Annotated in this window: 4 protein-coding genes and 1 pseudogene; 3 read left to right on the forward strand and 2 right to left on the reverse strand. The window is 65.2% G+C overall.

From position 1 onward, the window contains the following. Positions 1-305: 305 nt before the first annotated feature. Positions 306-623, reverse strand: coding sequence for a hypothetical protein (locus AB0H61_RS38950; protein ID WP_357313951.1), 318 nt, complete (start codon positions 621-623; stop codon positions 306-308). Positions 624-639: 16 nt separating this feature from the next. Here AB0H61_RS38950 and AB0H61_RS38955 point away from each other — a divergent pair, with 16 nt between their 5' ends. Further along, complete coding sequence (locus tag AB0H61_RS38955; protein WP_357313953.1) at positions 640-1272, forward strand: hypothetical protein; 633 nt, start codon at positions 640-642, stop codon at positions 1270-1272. Here AB0H61_RS38955 and AB0H61_RS38960 read toward each other — a convergent pair. Continuing rightward, on the reverse strand, positions 1260-2186 hold the full coding sequence (locus AB0H61_RS38960; RefSeq protein WP_357313956.1) for a zinc-binding alcohol dehydrogenase family protein: 927 nt from the start codon (positions 2184-2186) through the stop codon (positions 1260-1262). The genes AB0H61_RS38955 and AB0H61_RS38960 overlap by 13 nt on opposite strands. Before the next feature lie 82 nt (positions 2187-2268). On the opposite strand from AB0H61_RS38960, the gene AB0H61_RS38965 reads away from it, so the two are divergent. Both AB0H61_RS38965 and AB0H61_RS38970 read left to right on the forward strand, forming a co-directional pair. After that, entirely contained in the window at positions 2269-2721 is a 453-nt protein-coding gene (locus tag AB0H61_RS38965) for a MarR family transcriptional regulator (RefSeq protein WP_357313958.1), read from the forward strand. 159 nt (positions 2722-2880) lie between these two features. After that, a pseudogene (locus tag AB0H61_RS38970) lies at positions 2881-3051 on the forward strand (IS701 family transposase); the annotation flags it as partial. Positions 3052-3298 lie beyond the last annotated feature (247 nt).

The raw sequence follows: 3298 nt of genomic DNA on the forward strand, positions 1-3298 counted from the left end.
CACTGGTGGGCAGCCGATTTGGGAGCTTCTCACCGGGTACCTGGACCCGATCCTGGCCGGGATCAGGCCCTGGCACCAGTGTTAAGTAGCCGATGAGCGAGTGACCCGAGTGGCTAGGGCGGTGAACCCTGGCACCACCGGACGGTGAATTCGGCGGAGCGGTGTGAGGGTCGGACGGCTGTTCGGGCGGTGAAACTGGGGACGCCTTGTCTGGTGTATCGGCGGGGTGTTTCAGGCCTGGTATAGGTCTTCGAGGAATGCGACCGCGTCGAGGTCGGCGTTGCCGGAGTTGGCCGGGCGGGTGCTCACCCAGCTCGCCTGGTGGTCCCGTCACCTCCGCGCCGCAGAGCCTTATCAGGGTTGATGTAGAGCCGAACACCCTTATACACCACTGTGTTCGGCGCATCGTCGTCGTTATCCGGGTCACCGGAGTCCGCAGGATCCGGCAGTTCCGCGATCTCCTCGATGACGATCTGTGCTCGCGCCGCGCTGGGATCAAACATCTCCTGAAACGGCCCGACGAACGACCCCCCGAGGCCGCGGCGCTTCGCCCGAATAGCCGCCCACCCGAACAGTGCCAACGGGCCGATGGTGGCGATCAGCAATAACAAGTCCCCGCCCATGCTCACGAGCGTACCGATGAGGTCCTTCGCTCCGCTTAGAAGAGAAGGGGCCAACTTTCCGTTGGTCACCGAACCACATGGCCTCCGTGATGAAAGATACCGGTTTCCGAATCATCGCTACGACTTCGTCGGTTTCATCACGCATGAGGCCGCGCAACGCTACGACCGCGGTCATCGGGACGAATCGCTACGGCCACAGGCACTCTCGCACGGTGACAATCTGAACCGACTGGCCCGTGCCCTGCGTACGGTCGATGCTGCGAACCGTACACGGACCGAGGAGTTGGTCCCGTTCACCGGCGGTGGCTCCGATGTCGCCCGCATGACTGAGACCTTCGAGACCCCGTACGGAACCATCCACGTCACCACCTATCCCGTTGACTACGATCGTGGATCGTCCGGACCGCTCAGCGACCGCGCTCGGATCGCTATCAACATTTCGAGCGAGCGACTGCGAGCCTACGTCGCGTCCGGACGATTCGACGATCTCGACCATCTCCTGCAGATTGTGGAGCTGTTCGAACACTTGGCCAGCCAATCGGATTCGCCGAACCCTCGAGGACTCGATTCGGTTCCCTCGCGCTGCAGGCTGCACAGAACCGGCCGTCTGCTCAGCGGGACTGGAGGGCTGGTGCGCTACGGGACGTAAACGACGCGGTCGTCGGTTCGGGCATTCCAAGTCTCGCTGACCTGAGCGAGGGGCACGGGACGGGCCCGCACGGCGATCGCGTCGGTGTGCACCGCGACGGCGAGTTCCGGCAACTCCGCGAGGAAGTCGCGGGCCGAGACCGAGCCGATACCGCTGCCGCAGATCTGTAGCCTGGACGCGCGCAGCAGCGAGGAGTCGACAGGAATCGTCTGACCGGCGACGGATCCGATCTGGATCCAGTCCAGCGGAGCGCTGCGGTCGCGGCGGGCGGTGATCATCGCGGTCATCGCTCGGGTGGACGGTTCTCCCCACACGTAGTCGATGACGATGTCGACGTCGGCGGCGCGGTCGACCTGCTCGAAGGTCACCGCTTCGTCCGCGCCGAGGTCGTGCAGCGCGGCGAGCCGGGAAGCGTTGCGTCCGACGGCGATCACGTATGCGGCACCGAACCGTTTGGCGATCTGCACCGCCATGCCCCCGGCGCTGCCGGTGGCACCGAGGACGAGGACACGTTGACCCTCCCGGAACGCGATACGACGGCGCAGCGCGACCCAGGACGACATTGCCGGGTTCATCGCGGCGGCGATGCGCACCGGGTCGGCGTCGTCCGGCAGTAGCACGCTGCGGCGGGGGTCGATCACCGTCTGCTCGGCGAGCGTGCCCAGGTCGCTGTCGTCCAGTGCCGCGTACCTGAGATTTCCGTGCTGGTCGCGTACGACGCCGTCGACGCCGGGAACGAACGGGAACGTGCCGGTGCTGCTGTAGTGCGTGCCGTTGGCCCGAGCCCTGACCAGTTGGTGCAAACCTGCCGCGAGAACGTCCACGACCATCTCGTTCTCCCCCCGGGCGACGGGGGCGGGGTACTCGCTGTACCGCGGGGGCGCGTCGAAGCTGGTGACAACAGCGGCGTGCATGGCAACTCCTCGTATTTGATTGGTAGTACAAACTAAATCGAGTTTGGTTGGTAATACAAACCATGTCAAGTAGGATCTCGGCATGGGATCTGACGACGCGCTCGAGGACGCTCTCGTCCGGACGTCATTCCGGGTGATGGCCGTGCTCACCCGCATCGGTTCGGAGCACGATCTGTCCCTCACCCAACTGCGGCTGCTGGGCCTGCTGCGCGACCGCCGACCGCGCATGACCGATCTGGCGGCGTTCCTGGGGCTGGACAAGTCCACGATGTCCGGCCTGGTCGAACGGGCCGAGCGCCGAGGCCTCGTGGCGCGGGGGAAGTCGCCTGTGGATCGCCGGGTGGTCGACGTGTTCATCACTCCGATGGGCAGCGAACTCGCGCAACGGGTGCAGGAGGAGATCCGCGTGGCCCTCGCGCCCTATACCGACCGTCTAGCTCCGGACGACCGCCAGGTGCTCACCCAACTACTCGACTCCATTTCTGGAACGCCAACGGGGGGCCACGGGAAAGGAGGGTCGACGAACGCACTGTGAGCCCAGATCAACCCCGATACGGAACGCCGAGCAGGGAAACACCACCCGGCCGACGCGGCGATCACCGGCCGGGATCGGAGACCAATGGCGGGCCGACCTCGGAAAAACAGGCAATAGCTTTGTGCGCAACCTCATCTGGCCACTGCTGGTGCAGCCGCCGCGGGGTCGCGCTGGCACGTGGAAGAAGCGTTTCAGCGGGCCGAAGGCGAGACCGGGCTCGGCCACTACCAAGTCCGCAAATGACGCGCCTGGTATGCCCACATCACCCTGTCGATACTCGCACTTGCTTGGCTCGCCACGGCGAAAACCCTTGCTGCAAAGGGGGACTCGCCGACATTGAAGAAGGAACGAGCGCCCGCACGCTACCGGAGATCCGCCGCTTGCTCATCGCATTCGTGCTCACCCGACCGCACGCCGCCGACCGCATCTGGGCCTGGTCCGGTTTGGTACAGACCTGCTGGAGATCACGTCGCGGAGCAACCGAACCTATCGCGCGGTCGCGCGGACGAAGTCGACGACAACTGCGGCGAGTTCTTCGCCCTTGTCCTCCTGGAGGAAGTGCGCCGCGGAGGTGATG

The sequence above is a fragment of the Nocardia sp. NPDC050710 genome, from assembly GCF_040654375.1.
In the GTDB taxonomy this organism is placed as follows: domain Bacteria; phylum Actinomycetota; class Actinomycetes; order Mycobacteriales; family Mycobacteriaceae; genus Nocardia.